Raw genomic sequence first — 15,854 nt, forward strand, 5'->3', positions numbered from 1 at the left:
CATTTCCTTGCTTCATCCCATCTTCTCGGTGCTGAAAACCGGACTTTTTGAACTCGCACTATAAAGCGATGTAAGACGAGCCGGGCAAGGGCGTAATCCTTTTTATCAAAATTAAATTTAACAGAACTGAATGCAAATGTCCAAATTCGAATCCGGAAAGCTCCAACAATTCGTCGAACGTTACCGGAACGGCGGTCATCCAGGCGAGCAGTTTTCGCTCGTCTTCGCTTAAGGACGGACCGGGCTCGGGAGCCTCTTTGCGGCCTTCGGTCACCCGCCTCATCAGGTGCCGGTACTCCTCCAGAACATGGTCCGCGCTTGCGATCATCTTCGCCCCCTGGCGGATGAGCTCCAAAGCTCCCTCGCTTTTAGGCGACGAGATCGGTCCCGGAACCGCAAATACGTCTCTCGACTGCTCCAGCGCCATATCCGCCGTAATCAAAGACCCGCTTCGCGACGCCGCCTCCACCACGATCGTCCCGAGGCTTAACCCGGAGATGATCCGGTTGCGCTGCGGAAACAGACCCGGACGCAGCTGGGTGCCCAGCGGATATTCCGTCAACAAAACCCCTTTCTTCGTTACATCGTCATACAGGGAAGCGTTTTCAGGCGGATACACCGTATCCAGGCCGCATCCGAGTACAGCGGCCGTCCCTCCTTCTCCCGTCAAAGCTCCGCGATGTGCGCAGCTGTCGATCCCGCGCGCCAGTCCGCTCACTACACATACGCCTGCGGCGGACAAATCCCGGGCCAGATCAAAGGCGGCCTTTCTCCCGTACGCAGTAGGAGAACGTGTACCGACAATGGCAATCGCCGCCCGCTCGAGCACGCTCAGTTCTCCCTTGCAATAAAGCACCCACGGAGGCTGGGCGATTTCTCTCAGCAGTGCGGGATAATGCGGATCAAGGACCGTGACGATCGAAATGCGGCGGCTCGCGTATTCCCCGGCTCTTTTGTCGATCGAAGCTTCGTCGCGAAGGCGCGCATAAACGTTCTCGGCTGCAGCTGCCCTAAGCCCGGCCGCCTTCAACTCCTCCGGGCTCATGAGGCGCAATTCCGACCAGGCTCCGGATACGGCCGATTCCAGAAGCTTTATCGATTTCCAGCCAACCCCCTCTAACTCGTGCAATCCAAATAATACCTTACGATCGTTCATGAAGTAAAGCACCTCCTATTTTGTAGACCCGATGGGAACCGGGCATCCTTTGCGGATTTTTGTCGAAAAAACAAAAAAACCTTCCGTACCCGGAACCGGGATGCGGAAGGTTGCTTACCTTCATTAAATACATATTATTGTATATATTTATTTTTTAACGGTGCATTTCTCGAGCAGTCCTTTTTCCTCCAGAACGCTGACGAGCGTGGAGCCCATCTCGGAAGGCGTAGGAGCAACCTTGATGCCGCAAGCCTCAAGCGTCGATACTTTCTCTGCAGCTGTTCCTTTGCCGCCGGAGATGATCGCGCCGGCATGTCCCATCCGTTTTCCCGGAGGCGCCGTTTGGCCGCCGATAAAGCCGACGACAGGTTTCGTCATGTTCGCTTTAATCCATTCGGCCGCTTCTTCTTCCGCCGTACCGCCGATCTCGCCGATCATAATAACCGCATACGTATCCGGATCTTCGTTGAACAGTTTGAGGATGTCGATAAACTCGGAGCCTTTAACCGGGTCTCCGCCGATCCCTACAGCCGTGGATTGGCCGATGCCGCGGGTCGTCAGCTGATGAACCGCTTCGTATGTAAGCGTACCGCTGCGGGATACGACGCCCACATGACCTTTCAAATGGATGTAACCCGGCATAATGCCGATTTTGCACTCATCCGGAGTGATGACACCCGGGCAGTTCGGCCCGATCAGACGGGTTTTCTTGCCTTCCATATAACGGCTGACGCGAACCATGTCGAGTACAGGAATACCTTCGGTAATACAGATGGCCAAATCCATCTCCGCGTCGACCGCTTCCATAATCGAATCCGCAGCGAAAGCCGGAGGAACGAAAATGAGCGATACAGTTGCACCCGTCGCTTTTTTAGCTTCGATAGCCGTGTTGAACACAGGCAATTTGACGGTCGTGCCGTTCTCCAGCGAGAACTCGACTTCCGTACCGCCTTTGCCCGGCGTTACTCCGCCGACGAATTGCGAGCCGTACTCGAGTCCGCCTTGAGTGTGGAACTTCCCTTGCGAACCGGTGATGCCATGCGTAATGATTTTCGTATTTTTATCGATCAAAATGCTCATCGTTGTCCATCTCCTCTCGAATTACTTCACCAGCGAAACGATTTTTTGCGCGCCGTCCGCCATCGAGTCGGCCGCCACAATGTTCAGACCGGATTCATTCAGCTTCTTCTTGCCAAGCTCGACGTTCGTACCTTCCAGACGCACGACAAGAGGACGATCCAAGCCGATTTGCTTAGCTGCCTCAATTACGCCGTCTGCGATCACGTCGCATTTCATGATGCCGCCGAAAATATTGACGAAGATGCCTTTTACTTTCGGGTCGGACAAAATGATTTTGAACGCTTCCGTAACTTTCTCGGTCGTTGCGCCGCCGCCTACGTCGAGGAAGTTCGCCGGCTCGCCGCCGTAATATTTGATAATATCCATCGTCGACATGGCAAGACCCGCGCCGTTAACCATGCAACCGATGTTGCCGTCAAGCGCGATGTAGCTCAGGTCGAATTTGGATGCTTGAATTTCTTTCTCGTCTTCTTCGTCCAGGTCGCGAAGCTCCAAAATGTCTTTATGACGGAACAAAGCGTTGGAGTCGAAATTCAGCTTGGCGTCAAGCGCCATCACGTTGCCGTCGCCGGTTACGACGAGCGGGTTGATCTCCGCGATCGAGCAGTCCTTGTCCACAAATGCGGTATACAAAGCTGTCATGAACTGAACCGCTTTATTGACCAGCGGAGCCGGGATGTTGATCGCATAAGCCAGCTTGCGGGCTTGGAAAGGCATCAAGCCGATTGCAGGATCGATCACTTCTTTGAAAATTTTCTCCGGGGTATGTGCGGCAACTTCCTCAATCTCGGTACCGCCTTCTTCGGAAGCCATCATGACGACACGGCCGGTAGCGCGGTCTACGACCACGCCCACATAGTACTCTTTCTTGATGTCGCAGCCCTCTTCGATGAGTAAACGCTTCACTTCTTTGCCTTCCGGCCCGGTTTGGTGCGTTACGAGTACTTTTCCGAGAATTTGCTCGGCATATGTACGCACTTCGTCGAGGTTTTTAGCCACTTTGACGCCGCCCGCTTTACCGCGGCCGCCTGCATGGATTTGAGCTTTGACGACGACCACCTGGGTGCCGAGAGCTTTTGCCGCTTCGACGGCTTCGTCGACGGTAAACGCCACTTTGCCCTGAGGAACCGCAACGCCATATTGTCTCAGGACTTCTTTGCCTTGATACTCATGGATATTCATTCTCGAATCCTCCTATCAACTGTCTTGGGTGAGTTTGTATGCAAAAAAAGGCAAATTGCCCTCTCCCGACCGAACGTAAAGCAACTCCGTCGATTCGGTGTATCCCCAAAAATGCCCTACTCATTGTATCACGTTTCATCGACACTTTCCTGAATTTTTTGTGAACAATGTACGTTTTTTTGATTAAGACGACAAAAAGACAGCCGGAACGTTAGGAGGCGTTCCATACGCTTAGACATGCAAATAGCGCAGCTCCCGAACTCGGAAAGCTCGCGCTATCGCTAAGGGGCCGGACTATACGCGCGGACCCGTCCTTCAATACACCGGATTCGTTGGCGAAGCCATTCTGGGCTCGCGCTCCGCCTGCTTGACGAACCGCATCTCATTGCCGGCAAAGCCGCACACGAGACAACCGATCGTCGGCTCGGCATCCTCAACCGGAACGGGATCGGCCATGCTGTAGATTTCCCCGGTCACCGGCTCTTTCATAAACGATTGGGACGTTGTCGCATAAACCCGGAACTTCGTCCGGTTTGAACGGCAATTGGGACAAAAGTACGCTTTTTCCTCCATGTAGTCTCACCTCATTTCCGTTACATTCCAGTATCTCCAACGGATCGGATTTTAATAAAAATGTTGGGCCGGGAAGGAAAACCGTATCGCCGCGGCGAATAACTACTTCTTACAATCTGAGTAAATTTCGGTAATACGGACGATAAGGAAGCACCTTTTCCGGCAACCGACCCGCTTGGCCTATCATGCCCGGCCTGGGTTATCATTCCGAGAAGAGGTGTTTTTGGTTATGTACGACAACCGCTATGGCGCTTGCCTGCAAGGGATTGACGGTACGGTCGTGGATGTGGAGATTGATATTAGCAACGGCTTGCCGTTTTTTCAAATCGTCGGACTTCCGGACAGCTCCGTGCGGGAATCTGCGGAAAGGGTGCGATCTGCGATCAAAAATACGGGAGCCGCCTTTCCGATGGAACGGATTACGGTCAATCTGGCTCCGGCCGACGTCCGCAAGGAAGGCGCCTCGTTCGATTTGGCCATTGCCGCAGGCATCCTCACGGCAAGCGGCCAACTGTCGCTGCCAGGTCTGGACCGCTGCCTGACGATCGGCGAGCTGTCGCTCGACGGCCGGCTGCGGCCTGTGCACGGCGTGCTGCCGATGGTCGATGCAGCCAGACGCAGGGGGCTAACGAACGTGCTGCTGCCTGCGGAGAATGCGGAGGAGGCCGCCCTGATCGAAGGCATGCGGATCGCAGGCATTCACAATTTGAAGGAACTGCTTCAGTATAGTGGGAACGACATATTTAAGAGCCTACCCGATTCACGGCGCCCGTCAAATGATCAATTGCAGCCGCAGTTTGTCGAAACATGGGCTGAAGATTTTGTCGAGGTGTGCGGTCAGCATCAGGCGAAACGCGCTCTAACGATCGCTGCGGCCGGGATGCATAATCTGATTTTCGTCGGACCGCCAGGCTCCGGAAAAACGATGCTGATCCGCAGGCTGCCCTCCATCCTCCCCGTCTTGTCGGACGAGGAATCGCTTGAAGTAACGAAAATATATAGTGCTGCAGGCCAATTAAAGGACCGCACGACGTTGATCCGGGCAAGACCGTTTCGCAATCCGCATCACACCGTATCGATGGGCGGACTTGTCGGCGCAGGCAGCGTTCCGAAGCCGGGCGAAGTCAGCTTGGCCCATCGCGGCGTCCTGTTTCTCGACGAGCTGCCGGAATTTCCGCGGAATGTGCTGGAGGTGCTGCGTCAGCCGATCGAAGACCGGCGCGTGACGATCAGCCGGGCGAAAGCGGTATTTACATTCCCAACCCATTTTATGCTGACGGGTTCAATGAACCCCTGTCCTTGCGGATTTTATGGCTTCTCCGGACCGGCAGCGGCCTGTTCGTGCAGTCTGCCTCAAGTTCAGCGTTACCGTTCCCGAATATCCGGCCCTCTGCTTGACCGGATCGATATCCATGTGGAGGTTCCGCGCATCGATTTCGATTCGATGAAGCGAACGGAGGGCAACGTTTCCTCGGAACAGATCCGCCAGTCGGTGGAATGTGCGATGCTGCTCCAGGCGGAGCGTTATGCGGGCAAAGGAATCCGGTTTAACGGCGAGTTGTCCGGCCGCTTGCTGCGTGAATACTGCCGGCTCCCTCCGGATGGAGACAAGCTGCTGGCCGAGTCGTTCGAAGCTTTAAGCTTAAGCGTACGGGCTCACGACCGCATTCTCAAAATAGCCCGGACGATTGCCGATCTGGACGGCAGCGGATCGATCCGGACGGCACACCTCGCCGAGGCGCTTCAATACCGCTGTCTGGACCGCAATATGGAAGATAAATTCGGATGATCCGGACTAAGGCGCGATCAAAAATAGCGGACCTTATGTTGTCCAATCATACGTGTCGCTAAGCCTTTCTGGTTAACCGATTGATCTATTATTTTTTTGATCGCGCCAAAAGGCCCGATATCCGTTCGTCGCACTCTTGCGATTATCCGGGCCGACATCGATGCATAATAGTGTTGCACCGCCCATTACCGTATGAGCCAGCCCCTTCTGCGAGGCTTGCTGGCTGCATGGGCAATACGACACTAGGGAGGCTACTATGCTGGATCAATTGGAAAGCGACTATAACTGCTCGAACGCCGACGAAGATTTGCACAACCTGCTGCAGGAGGCGGAGCAATTGCGCAGCCGCAGCGGGGCATTACCAGAAGATCAGGAGCAGCTGAACCGAATCGAAAATCAGATCCGGTTTATCCGCAACAAATGCTCCATTCCCGGCGAAAGCTGATCGCATCACCCTCAACCTAAGAAAAAGCCGTCGTAGACCGGAACCGGTCTTGCGGCTTTTTCCCTTACGTATTCCATTAAAAAGCGTACGGAATGTGATTGATTCGGAGCAGCTCCCCGCCGGTCGTAAACGCGACCGCAATGACGTCAAACCGCGTCTTTCTATCAAAAGCCCGATTGCGGTACAAGTAAAAATTCGCCGTCTCCCGTACCTTGTTCCGTTTGCGGGCGTCGACTGACTCCTCCGCCGTTCCGAACGTGCCGGTATCTCTTCGAGAACGCACCTCAACGAATACGATAACTCCATCCGTCTCCGCGATCAGGTCAAGCTCCCCGCTCGGACAACGCCAATTCCGTTCCAGTATCCGGTACCCTTCCGCTTCCAGGTAAGCGGCGGCTGCCTCTTCCCCTTTGCGCCCCAGCGCACGTCTGCCGTCTGCCATTCTTCCGCCCGTCATTTCGCTTCTTCCCTTCCCGCCTTGGCGCGCGAATCGGTCCGGTACACGAAGCTTAATATTTCGGCGACCAGTTGGTAAAGCTCGGAAGGGATTTCCTGCTTCAGATCCAGCTTGGACAACACTTCGACGAGCGACGGATCTTCCTGCAGCGGGACGCCGTGCTCCTTCGCCTTCTCCATTATCGTCTCCGCGATGTGGCCCTTCCCTTTGGCTACGACGACCGGGGAAGTGTTCTCGCCGGGCATGTAGCGGAGTGCTACCGCTTTTTTGATGCTGCTGTTCCGATCCTTCTTATTGTTTCCGTTCATACTTTCACGTCCACACCTTTATACGGCTTTACGCGGAATCCGGATGCTGCCGCAGCTCTGTCGGGATTCAGGACAGCCATACCGGAGGAGTCGGAATCCGCCTGTGCGGGCTGAGGAAAAGGGCTGCACTTGAGCGCCATGAACTGGTATCCATTCTGTCTTAACCCGTTTTCAATCTCATCGCGGTACTGCTGGAGCAGCGGTCCGAGAAATGGCATATCGTTATGCACTTGCAGATGCACTTTTTTATCGAACACCTGAACGTCGACAAGAGTCAAGCCAAGCGTCTGCATGTTCAGGTCGAACAGCAGCCGGCAATTTTGCGCGTCGATTTCCCCCCGTTTTCCTTTTCTCGATTGGACGTGAATCGCAGCCGTCTGCTCGCTCCCTTCATGACGCACCGGCAGCAATAAAGTGACATGGCTGAATACGGACCCCCGGTCCGGTGAAAGCAGCAGCTGCTGCCCGGTAATTTGCTGCAAAGTCTGCTGAGCTTGCTCGCGCAGAGGCTCCGGAGCGGAACTCGAACTGATCACCTGCAACAGAACGCTTTTGAGGCTGTCAGCCGCCGCGTGACGGCCCGGATCGGATGGAACGGCTCTGACCTCCGGTTCCTGCGCTGCAAGCCGCACAGAGGCCGGGTCGTGCGTCATAGGCGTTCCTCCCGGCTTCGGCTCCGCCTTCTCGATCGCTTTGGCGAGCTGATGCTCGTGATCCATGCCTACCGCCTTCAGAACGCGTGAGATCCAATTGTCGTCGGCTCTAGCTGCCGGCCGGCCGGAGGAGGACGGATCGTGCTCTACGGATGGTTGGGGCGCAGCGGGAATAGCGGACGCGGCCGGATTCGCCGCTTTGGGGATAGCCGAATCCCGGCTTACAGCGGCTTCCGTCCCTGCTGCCGTCCCCGGCGTCCTCCCGTCCCCGGCTTGTCCTGCACCATTTGCCCCGGTTGCAGCACCTCCGCTTCCTGGACCCGAAGCCGGCACCGCCGTAGGGGCAGCGCCCGCACTCTGCGACCATGGAATCGGCTCGCGTGCGGTAGCATTCGCCGTTCCCGGGGCCGGATTCGCCGCAGAGGTCTGCGGTCTTGCCGGCACGTCCGGCGCGACTTGTTCCGCAAGCGCCGCCGGCATACGTCCTGCCGCCTCGCGGACTTGGCCGATCGCCTGCTGCAGCTTGTCCAGAAGCGGCTTCAGCTCTGCGGCCGTACCGCTTGCGGCGAGCGTGCGCGACGCTTCCGAAGCTCTCGCCTCGAGTCCGTCCAGCCTCTCCTGCAGCGCCGGACCGAACATCGCCTCCCGAAGGCCGGCTACCGTTTCCCGGGTTAGGGGCAAATTCCGGTCGTTTGCCACGACAGCCGCTTCCAGCCATTGATTGGCCGGGACCTGGGCAGGCGCCTGAGTCATGATTTTATGAAACGATTGCAGATTCGCTTTCGTGGGAGGCACATCCGCCTGCTGCAGTTGCTTCGCCAATTCTTTCAGCGCAGGCTGGTCTTTGGAAGGAAATCCTTTGACAAGCTCGGACAACGCCCCTTCATCAAGCGGCAGCGCCGACCCGTTTACCGGCTTTAGCACCAATTGGCTGCCGTTCGAATCGGGCATCACCTGCAGAAACGTCACCAATCCCTGGCGCAGTGGAATTTCCAGCTTGGCCCTCATATGGACCCCGCCTATATTAACAATCGCATCCTGCTCACCGAGCAGCTGCAGCACCATTCCTTTGACGATTTGGCCGACTTTCAGCTCCAGCGATTTGGCATCTGCCGCCGGCTGCATCTCGCCAAGCAAATTCCGCATCATTTGACCGATCTGCATGCTCATATCGCCGACTCCTTTACCGTCTTATCTGTTTGTTATGTATATCGGCTTGATACGGATTTATTGTTAATAGGCCTATGGAGTCAGAACAGCTCCAGTTGCTCGTTTAACAAACCTTTCAAAAACGTTTTGCGGTGCAGCGGGCAAGCCCCGTATTCGAGTATCGCTTCCCTGTGCGCTTTCGTAGCGTATCCTTTATGCGCCGCGATTCCGTATTCGGGATATTCCATATCCCACTGAAGACAGAGACGGTCCCGGGTTACTTTGGCGATGATCGAAGCGGCCGCAATCGACTGGCTAAGCGCATCCCCGTGTATAACCGCGAGCTGCCGGATTGGGCTGTCCACCTTCTCCGCATCGACCAGCAGATAGTCCGGCACGACCGATTCGCTTAGCTGCTCCAGCGCCTTCTTCATAGCCAGTCTGGCCGCCTGCTTAATGTTGATCGAATCGACTACCGAAGCGCTCACGCAGCCGATCCCGATCCCGAGCGCCCGCTCCGTAATGATTGGATACAGCTCCTCGCGTTTTTTCTCGCTTAACTTTTTCGAATCGTTAATTCCTTCAATTTCGCAGCCCTCCGGCAAAATCACCGCTGCGGCAACTACGTCGCCGAACAGACAGCCGCGTCCGACCTCGTCGATCCCCGCGACGAATCGGATGCCGCTTTGCCATAAATCGCGTTCATATTCCAGCACCTTGCGTTCCCCCATGATCGGTCGTTGTATGTTCCATTGTACCGGGAATACGGACAAGTGGGAAGACCGCATCTGATCCCTCCCGCAAAAATCCCTCCTAAACATTCGCTGGAAATCGCTCAGCCTAAATCCCCCGGTAACGACAAAAAAGCACCCTCGGGCGGCGTAACGTTCAGCCGTCAAGAGTGCTTGTCATATACTGCATCTGATTCGGGCTTTCCAGACTGATCCGGCCCAGCTTACCGCCTCGCAGATCCCGCAGGATGACCATCGACGCCTTCTCCAGGTTGATCGTACCCCCGCTTTGCAGGCAGCCCCGCTTGCGGCCGATCCGTTCCATCACGTCGACGAACGCATTCGGCTCCGACTGTCCGGACGGAAGCTCGTCCAGCTCGTACCGCTGCTGCAACTCGCCTGGATACCCGGCAATCAGAAACCGGATCGCATGATACGCCACATCTTCCACCTGCAAAATCTGATCGCTGATCGACCCGATCGCCGCCAGCTTATAGCCGACCTGCTGATCCTCGAACTTCGGCCACAATATCCCCGGCGTATCGAGCAGTTCCAGATCCCCGCCTGCCTTGATCCACTGCTGCCCCTTCGTCACTCCCGGCTTGTCTCCGGTCGCCGCAATATGCTTGCCTGCGAGACGGTTGATCAAAGTCGACTTCCCTACGTTCGGGATACCGACGATCAGCGCCCGTACCGCACGCGGGTTCATTCCTTTGCTGAGCTGCTTCTCGATCTTGTCCTTCAGCGCATGCTTCGCCCGCTCCGGGATGGCCCGTACGCCCTCGCCCGATACACAGTCTATCGGCAGCGCCTCGATGCCGATGCCGGCAAAATATTGAACCCATTCCCGGGTAACGCTCGGATCAGCCAAATCCGCTTTGTTCAACAAAACGAGCCGAGGCTTGTTCATCAATATTTCATCGATCATCGGATTGCGGCTGGAGAGCGGAACCCGAGCGTCCAGCAGTTCGATCGCAAGATCAATCAACTTCAGCTTCTCCTGGATTTGCCGCTTCGCCCGCGTCATATGACCGGGAAACCATTGGATCGTCGCCATGCCGTCACCTCCCGACTGTCCGTTCATTTCTTTAATGAATCCATTGCCAATCTTTCACCGGCCAAAAAACGATATCCGCCCGCCCGACGATATTGTCAAACGGCACAGGCCCGATCATCCGGCTATCCGTGCTGTCCGAGCGGTTATCGCCCATGACGAAAACGGTCCCTTCCGGAACTTTGGATTCCGGCCAGTTCAGATCGTTATACGTTCTGCCCGATTGCTTCGCTTTCTCTATGACATCCCGCAAAAACGGCTCGTCCACCGCTTGTCCGTTAACAAAAACGGTATCGCCCTGCACTTTAACGGTCTCGCCCGGGAGCGCCACTACGCGTTTGATGAAATCTTTATTGCCCGGAGCGTGGAACACGATCACTTCGCCGCGTTTCGGCTCACGGAACTTGTACAGCAGTTTGTTGACGATAATTCGCTCGCCGGTGTGAAAATTCGGTTTCATCGACGGACCGTCCACGATGTAGGAGCCGAACAGGAAGTAGCGGATCAAAAAGGCGAGCGCGAACGCAATCAGCAGCGCCTTGGTCCATTCCCACACTTCGTTTTTCGCTTTCGCGGCGGCGGTGCCGCCGGTCTGCGCCGCTGCTTGGACGCCGGCCCCATCCGTTTCACGTGCCGGCTCAACTTGTCCATTCGCCGGCGGCGCATCGTTCCGGTTCAGGCCCTCTTCGGCGCTTGCCGCTTCCGGAGCTGTGGAGCGCTCCATGTCTGAATCCGACTGCTTGCTCTCGTCCGGCATATCGTTTGCATTCGCTGGAACCGGACGTTTCGCTTGATCGTTATCGCTCATAGCCTCCCCCTTCTGCTCCGGAATTACGCTTCCTTCTGCATGTTACTGAAGTCGTCCTATCTCTATCCGGGTAAACGAAAAGGGACTTGTTTGCGACAAGCCCCCATTCCGATTAACGAATTTCTTGAATTCTAGCTGCTTTACCGCGCAGTCCGCGCAAGTAGTAGAGCTTCGCGCGGCGAACTTTACCCCGGCGAGCCACCTCGATTTTCTCGAGCTTAGGCGAATGCAGCGGGAATGTTCTTTCCACGCCTACGCCATACGAAACTTTGCGAACGGTAAACGTTTCGCTGATTCCGCCGCCACGACGCTTGATCACAACACCTTCAAACAGCTGGATCCGTTCGCGCGAGCCCTCGATAACCTTAACATGCACTTTCAACGTGTCGCCTGGACGAAAGCTTGGTACTTGACGAAGCTGTTCTTGCGTAATTTCACGTAAAAGATTCATAGGTTGACTTCCTCCTTCCACTCAGATGTTCGTACTCGCTCCGAAAGCCCTATATGGCTGACATCATGGCGCGCAGAGGACCACCGAACTAAAAACTACAACAGGTGATATTTTACCATACCCACCCTAATGAATGCAAGCAACTCTTCTAAAATATCAATCGAAAGCTCTAGCTTTCCCCTGTTACGACTCCGGCTCGCTCCGCTGCTTCTCCAGCCACGCCCGTTCCTTCGGCGTCAAGTCGGCATCCTCCAGCAAATCCGGCCGTCTCCTCAGCGTCCGGAGCAGCGACTGCTCGCGTCTCCAGCGGGCTATATTGTCGTGATGACCGGATAACAGCACGTCCGGCACCGGCCACTCCCGAAACTGGGCAGGCCGCGTATAATGCGGATATTCCAGCAGCCCCGTGCTGAACGAATCGGTGACAGCGGACAGCTCGTTGCCAAGCACGCCGGGAAGCAGTCTGACGACGCTGTCGATCACAACCATCGCCGGCAGCTCGCCGCCGGTCAGCACGTAGTCGCCAATCGAGAGCTCGTCTGTAATCAAGTGCTCGCGAATCCGTTCATCGTACCCCTCATAATGTCCACAAACGAACACGAGATGGCTTTCCCGCGACAATTCCTCCGCTTTGCGCTGTGTAAACGTTTCGCCCTGCGGGCACATGAGAATAACCCGCGGGCGATCTCCTCCGGGCGGCGCCAGCTCTTCCACGGCGCTGAAGATCGGTTCCGCCTTCAGCACCATGCCTCCCCCGCCGCCGAACGGGTAATCGTCCACCGTATTGTGCTTGTTGCTCGCATAATCGCGAAAATTAACCGTTTGCAGCGAAACGATTCCTTTATCCCGCGCTTTGCCCAATATACTCGAACCGAAGACGCCTTCAAACATACTCGGAAAAAGAGTCAGCACCTCAATCCGCATCAGTCGATCAAACCTTCCATCAGATGAACCCGGATCCGTTTCGCTTCCACATCCACGTCGAGAATGACGTCGTCAATGACCGGCAATAATACCTGCTTGCCTTTGGGACGTTCGACGACCCACACGTGGTTCGCTCCGGGAGCCAGTATTTCGCTTACCACTCCAAGCTCTTCCCCGTCCTCTGTAACGACGGTGCAGCCGATAATCTCATGATAATAATATTCGCCTTCGTCCAGCGGCTTCCGCTCTTCTTCCGCCACTTTCAGCTCCCAGCCTTTGTAAGGCAGTACTTCGTTAATGTTAACGTGCCCTTTCAGCTTGACGATATACACGTTTTTGTTGAGACGGGCCGACTCCACCTGAACGGCCATACGATCGGCTTCGTTCTGCGGGTTTACCACGATCAGCCGGCTGCCCTTGGCAAACCGTTCTTCGGGAAAGTCCGTTTGCGGCACTACTTTAAGCTCTCCGCGAACGCCGTGCGTATTAACTACTTTACCGACACTGTACAGTTTTCCGCTCATCCATGTCCCTCCATGTAACCGGTATTCATTTGTATATTCCGAGCTTTCGAAGCAGGGCAGGACAGCGGACCTCCGCCCTCCGGATTTGGAAAAAGGGCTAGGCGCGAGCGGCCTAACCCTTCCTGCCTGCAGCTTGCGCTCCCGTTCCAACCGTTATACTTGCCGCATAGCGGCTGGAACGGAAGGCAAACGGAAGCGAGTCCGCTTCAAACGTCAAGAGACGATTTCCACGGACACGCGTTTGTTTTGTTTCACGGCCGCCGATGTGACGACAGTGCGCAAAGCTTTGGCGATACGCCCCTGCTTGCCGATCACCTTGCCCATATCGGACGGATGAACGGACAGCCGGTACACGATCTCGTCTTTCTCCTCGGCTTCATTCACGACGACATCTTCCGGATGATCAACCAACGCCTTGGCGATAACGGTGATCAAATCTCTCATAGCAACCTCCAAATCAACAGATTACTTCTGTTGTCTGATTTGGTGAAACTTCGTCATGATTCCGGCTTTGCTGAACAAGTTGCGAACCGTGTCGGACGCTTGCGCGCCGTCTTGCAGCCATTTCAACGCTTTTTCCTCGTCGATGGTAACTGCAGCCGGTTTCGTCAACGGATTGTACGTACCGATTTCTTCGATGAATCGGCCGTCACGCGGGGAACGGGAATCCGATACAACCACGCGGTAAAAAGGGGCTTTATGAGCGCCCATACGTTTCAAACGAATGCGAACTGCCATTTGATTTCACCTCCCTTGCAGAATAGACGCCGGTTTAGCCGAACGGAAACTTGAAGCCTCCGCCGCCTTTGCCGAGTTTGTTTTTTAAGTTTTTCATGCCTTTCGGACCGCCGGGTCCCATCATCGACGAGAACTGCTTCATCATTTTGCGCATATCGTCGAACTGCTTGATGAGACGGTTGACGTCCTGAATCGAGGTGCCGCTGCCTGCCGCAATCCGCTTGCGTCGGCTCGCGTTCAGCAGCTCCGGCTTGCGTTTCTCTTCGGTAGTCATCGACTTGACGATGGCGACGACGCGACCCATCTGCTTGTCGTCGACCTTCATGTCTTTCATGCCCTTCATCTTGTTCGCTCCGGGCAGCATATCGAGCAGTTGGTCAAGCGGTCCGAGCTTCTTCACCTGCTCCATCTGTTCCAGAAAATCTTCGAACGTGAACTCGGCGTTGCGCATCTTGCGTTCCATCTCGGCCGCTTTGTCCGCGTCGATGTTGGCCTGCGCCTTCTCGATCAGCGACAGCATGTCGCCCATGCCGAGAATCCGCGACGCCATCCGCTCCGGATGGAACGGCTCGAGCGAATCCATCTTCTCCCCGAGCGAAGCGAACTTGATCGGCCGTCCGGTAACGGCCTTGACCGACAAGGCGGCTCCGCCTCTCGTATCCCCGTCCAGCTTCGACAGAACGACGCCGGTCAGCTCCAGCTGGGCATGGAAGCTCTCGGCGACATTAACCGCTTCTTGACCTGTCATCGCGTCGACGACCAGCAGCGTCTCGTCCGGCTGCACCGACTCGACGATCATCTTCAGCTCGTTCATCAGTTGGTCGTCAATATGCAGCCGTCCGGCTGTATCGATGATCAGGTAGTCGTTTCCGTTATCCTTCGCGTGCTGCAAAGCGCCCTTGGCGATGTCGACCGGGCTTGTCTGATCCCCGAGCGTAAACACCGGCACTTTGATCTGCTCGCCGAGCACCTGAAGCTGCTTGATCGCCGCAGGACGATAAATATCGGCAGCGGCAAGCAGCGGGCGATGGTTCTGCTTCTGCAGCAGCTTGGCCAGCTTACTTGAAGCCGTCGTCTTACCCGCGCCCTGCAAGCCTACCATCAAGATGACTGTCGGCGGCTTGTTCGCCTTCGCCAGCTTGCTTTGGGTGCCCCCCATAAGCTCGGTCAGCTCTTTGTTTACGATATCGATGACGACCATGCCCGGAGTAAAGCTCTTCAGCACTTCCTGGCCGATCGCCTTCTCCTTCACTTTGGCGATAAACTCTTTGACGACTTTGAAGTTGACGTCGGCCTCAAGCAGAGCAAGACGCACCTCGCGCAGCGCTTCGTTCACATCGTCTTCGGTCAGTTTTCCTTTGCCCCGCAGCTTGGTAAGCACGTTTTGCAAACGGCCGGTCAATCCTTCGAATGCCATGGTCATCCCCCCGCTTCATCCGTGGAGTTCTAAGTACAGTGTTGCAGTCGTTCAATCTATATTGTACAGCTTTCGCACCAGCTCTTTCAATTCGCCCGGAAGGGCGGACGTTTCGCCGGCGAACAGCTTTTCGATCCGCTCTGCGACCTGGCGGCGCTCCTCGTGCTTGCGGAGCAGGCCCAGCTTCGCCTCGTAATCCTCCAGCGCCTGTTCTGCGCGCTTGATATGTTCGTATACCGCTTGGCGGCTGATCTCATATTCCTCGGCTATTTCGCCGAGCGAATAATCGTCGTGAAAGTACAGACCGAGAAACGTGCTCTGCTTGCCCGTCAACAAAGGGCCGTATATGTCAAACAGCATGTTGATCCGGTTCGTCTTGCTGAGCGCTTCTTCGCTTGTCACCTGCGTCACTCCC

General features: G+C 55.8%; 19 protein-coding genes. 2 read left to right on the forward strand and 17 right to left on the reverse strand.

What is annotated here, in order from left to right:
- Nucleotides 1-58: 58 nt before the first annotated feature.
- From dprA to AC3Y2E_RS14480, 4 genes are all read right to left on the reverse strand, one after another.
- Nucleotides 59-1,156, reverse strand: a complete 1,098-nt coding sequence (dprA, locus tag AC3Y2E_RS14465; protein ID WP_379211375.1) for a DNA-processing protein DprA — start codon at nucleotides 1,154-1,156, stop codon at nucleotides 59-61.
- Between the two features lie 147 nt (nucleotides 1,157-1,303).
- Nucleotides 1,304-2,236, reverse strand: a complete 933-nt coding sequence (sucD, locus tag AC3Y2E_RS14470) for a succinate--CoA ligase subunit alpha (RefSeq protein ID WP_379211377.1) — start codon at nucleotides 2,234-2,236, stop codon at nucleotides 1,304-1,306.
- 21 nt (nucleotides 2,237-2,257) lie between these two features.
- Complete coding sequence (gene sucC, locus AC3Y2E_RS14475) at nucleotides 2,258-3,418, reverse strand: ADP-forming succinate--CoA ligase subunit beta (RefSeq protein WP_190927887.1); 1,161 nt, start codon at nucleotides 3,416-3,418, stop codon at nucleotides 2,258-2,260.
- A 315-nt stretch (nucleotides 3,419-3,733) separates the two neighbouring features.
- Nucleotides 3,734-3,991 carry a hypothetical protein gene (locus tag AC3Y2E_RS14480; protein WP_379211380.1) on the reverse strand — a complete coding sequence of 86 codons (258 nt, stop codon included), beginning with the start codon at nucleotides 3,989-3,991 and terminating at the stop codon, nucleotides 3,734-3,736.
- 229 nt (nucleotides 3,992-4,220) lie between these two features.
- Here AC3Y2E_RS14480 and AC3Y2E_RS14485 point away from each other — a divergent pair, with 229 nt between their 5' ends.
- Nucleotides 4,221-5,780, forward strand: coding sequence for a YifB family Mg chelatase-like AAA ATPase (locus AC3Y2E_RS14485; protein WP_379211382.1), 1,560 nt, complete (start codon nucleotides 4,221-4,223; stop codon nucleotides 5,778-5,780).
- 256 nt (nucleotides 5,781-6,036) lie between these two features.
- Complete coding sequence (locus AC3Y2E_RS14490) at nucleotides 6,037-6,225, forward strand: DUF2524 domain-containing protein (protein WP_379211384.1); 189 nt, start codon at nucleotides 6,037-6,039, stop codon at nucleotides 6,223-6,225.
- Nucleotides 6,226-6,301: 76 nt separating this feature from the next.
- Here AC3Y2E_RS14490 and AC3Y2E_RS14495 read toward each other — a convergent pair whose 3' ends face one another.
- The 13 genes from AC3Y2E_RS14495 to AC3Y2E_RS14555 form a co-directional block, all read right to left on the reverse strand.
- Nucleotides 6,302-6,682 (reverse strand): YraN family protein, encoded by a 381-nt coding sequence (locus AC3Y2E_RS14495; protein ID WP_379211386.1) that lies wholly within the window; start codon nucleotides 6,680-6,682, stop codon nucleotides 6,302-6,304.
- Nucleotides 6,679-6,990: an EscU/YscU/HrcU family type III secretion system export apparatus switch protein gene (locus AC3Y2E_RS14500; protein WP_379211388.1), complete on the reverse strand. Its 312-nt coding sequence runs from the start codon at nucleotides 6,988-6,990 to the stop codon at nucleotides 6,679-6,681. Before AC3Y2E_RS14500 ends, AC3Y2E_RS14495 begins: the two co-directional genes overlap by 4 nt.
- Nucleotides 6,987-8,813 (reverse strand): hypothetical protein, encoded by a 1,827-nt coding sequence (locus tag AC3Y2E_RS14505; protein ID WP_379211390.1) that lies wholly within the window; start codon nucleotides 8,811-8,813, stop codon nucleotides 6,987-6,989. Before AC3Y2E_RS14505 ends, AC3Y2E_RS14500 begins: the two co-directional genes overlap by 4 nt.
- Nucleotides 8,814-8,893: 80 nt before the next feature.
- The gene (rnhB, locus tag AC3Y2E_RS14510) at nucleotides 8,894-9,508 is read right to left on the reverse strand and encodes a ribonuclease HII (RefSeq protein WP_379211609.1); all 615 of its coding nucleotides are present in this window, start codon (nucleotides 9,506-9,508) and stop codon (nucleotides 8,894-8,896) included.
- Between the two features lie 172 nt (nucleotides 9,509-9,680).
- Nucleotides 9,681-10,580 (reverse strand): ribosome biogenesis GTPase YlqF, encoded by a 900-nt coding sequence (gene ylqF / locus AC3Y2E_RS14515; protein ID WP_190927872.1) that lies wholly within the window; start codon nucleotides 10,578-10,580, stop codon nucleotides 9,681-9,683.
- 31 nt (nucleotides 10,581-10,611) lie between these two features.
- Nucleotides 10,612-11,301: a signal peptidase I gene (gene lepB / locus AC3Y2E_RS14520; RefSeq protein WP_379211611.1), complete on the reverse strand. Its 690-nt coding sequence runs from the start codon at nucleotides 11,299-11,301 to the stop codon at nucleotides 10,612-10,614.
- A 196-nt stretch (nucleotides 11,302-11,497) separates the two neighbouring features.
- On the reverse strand, nucleotides 11,498-11,836 hold the full coding sequence (rplS, locus tag AC3Y2E_RS14525; RefSeq protein ID WP_190927870.1) for a 50S ribosomal protein L19: 339 nt from the start codon (nucleotides 11,834-11,836) through the stop codon (nucleotides 11,498-11,500).
- 183 nt (nucleotides 11,837-12,019) lie between these two features.
- Nucleotides 12,020-12,760 (reverse strand): tRNA (guanosine(37)-N1)-methyltransferase TrmD, encoded by a 741-nt coding sequence (gene trmD / locus AC3Y2E_RS14530; RefSeq protein WP_379211393.1) that lies wholly within the window; start codon nucleotides 12,758-12,760, stop codon nucleotides 12,020-12,022.
- Nucleotides 12,760-13,284 carry a ribosome maturation factor RimM gene (gene rimM / locus AC3Y2E_RS14535; protein WP_379211395.1) on the reverse strand — a complete coding sequence of 175 codons (525 nt, stop codon included), beginning with the start codon at nucleotides 13,282-13,284 and terminating at the stop codon, nucleotides 12,760-12,762. The genes trmD and rimM overlap by 1 nt, the downstream gene beginning before the upstream one ends.
- Nucleotides 13,285-13,497: 213 nt before the next feature.
- The gene (locus AC3Y2E_RS14540) at nucleotides 13,498-13,728 is read right to left on the reverse strand and encodes a KH domain-containing protein (protein WP_190927864.1); all 231 of its coding nucleotides are present in this window, start codon (nucleotides 13,726-13,728) and stop codon (nucleotides 13,498-13,500) included.
- A gap of 21 nt (nucleotides 13,729-13,749) precedes the next feature.
- A complete protein-coding gene (gene rpsP / locus AC3Y2E_RS14545) occupies nucleotides 13,750-14,022 on the reverse strand; it encodes a 30S ribosomal protein S16 (RefSeq protein ID WP_190927862.1) in 273 nt (90 codons plus the stop codon).
- A gap of 34 nt (nucleotides 14,023-14,056) precedes the next feature.
- Nucleotides 14,057-15,439 (reverse strand): signal recognition particle protein, encoded by a 1,383-nt coding sequence (gene ffh, locus AC3Y2E_RS14550; protein ID WP_190927860.1) that lies wholly within the window; start codon nucleotides 15,437-15,439, stop codon nucleotides 14,057-14,059.
- Nucleotides 15,440-15,490: 51 nt separating this feature from the next.
- Nucleotides 15,491-15,841, reverse strand: a complete 351-nt coding sequence (locus AC3Y2E_RS14555; RefSeq protein ID WP_379211399.1) for a putative DNA-binding protein — start codon at nucleotides 15,839-15,841, stop codon at nucleotides 15,491-15,493.
- Nucleotides 15,842-15,854 lie beyond the last annotated feature (13 nt).

The organism is Paenibacillus sp. MAH-35 (assembly GCF_058135425.1).